This window comes from Bacillus sp. P4_D3 (genome assembly GCF_056401855.1).
Genome location: NZ_JBFUIN010001070.1, coordinates 1 through 865, shown reverse-complemented (window position 1 = coordinate 865; position 865 = coordinate 1). Strand labels below are relative to the sequence as shown.

Genomic DNA, 865 nt, shown 5'->3' with positions numbered 1-865 from the left:
GTGCTAGAGCTTGTGGTGACATATTCCATGTTTCCGGTTCTGAGTCAATAAATACCGGTTCAGCTCCCAAATAAACAATCGGATTCGCACTCGCTACAAAAGTGAAACTTGAACAAAATACTGTATCTCCCTTTTGAACATCTAATAATCGCAAAGCTAGATGAATGGCAGCAGTACCTGAACTAACCGCAGCCCCACCTTTAACTCCTACAAAAGAAGCAAGCTCTCTTTCAAATTCATCTACATTTGGACCAAGAGGTGCAATCCAATTTGAGTCAAAGGCATCTTTTATATATTTTTGTTCATTTCCGCTCATGTGTGGAGAGGAAAGATAGATTCGTTTTTTGTGTTGAACGGTTTGCATGTATACAGTCCCCCTAGCAAACTATTTTTACTAACACCTATACTGACAATTATTTATATAGATTTTAACCCTAGACATAACTAATCATGTAGTAAAAAATTATGAATCCTTTTTAATTAAAAAACATCCCCAAAAAATCGATCACCTTAAATATATTTACTATCAACTCTATCCAAATTATTCAAATCTACAATTTCTTCATAACGACCCAACTTTATATTTTTTTTTGTTATAAAACAACTTGGATTAGGTGTTTTATCCTGAGCCCAATCTATGAATGCTTGCGGAATATTAGCACCTGCTTCATGCGTGAAAGCGTATCCTCCACCAAATCTAGCATTCATATCAATTACATACCCTTCGCTCCCTTTACAAATCACATCTAAATTAATAATGCCAATGTGATTTAAATGTTGACCGATCTTACGTCCTATTTCTGCAATTTTTAAGTTTTCTACTGTTTTTGCCTTATCAATATCTCCAGCTCGCATAGATATCACT

At 34.9% G+C, this 865-nt stretch carries 2 protein-coding genes; both read right to left on the bottom strand.

Annotation, left to right across the window (positions count from 1 at the left end; genetic code table 11):
• Nucleotides 1-364: aminotransferase class I/II-fold pyridoxal phosphate-dependent enzyme (locus AC1DTM_RS29215; RefSeq protein WP_477001570.1), on the bottom strand; the 364-nt coding region annotated here is incomplete at its 3' end.
• A 146-nt stretch (nt 365-510) separates the two neighbouring features.
• On the bottom strand, nt 511-865 hold a 355-nt coding region (locus AC1DTM_RS29210), incomplete at its 5' end, for an ATP-grasp domain-containing protein (RefSeq protein ID WP_477001569.1).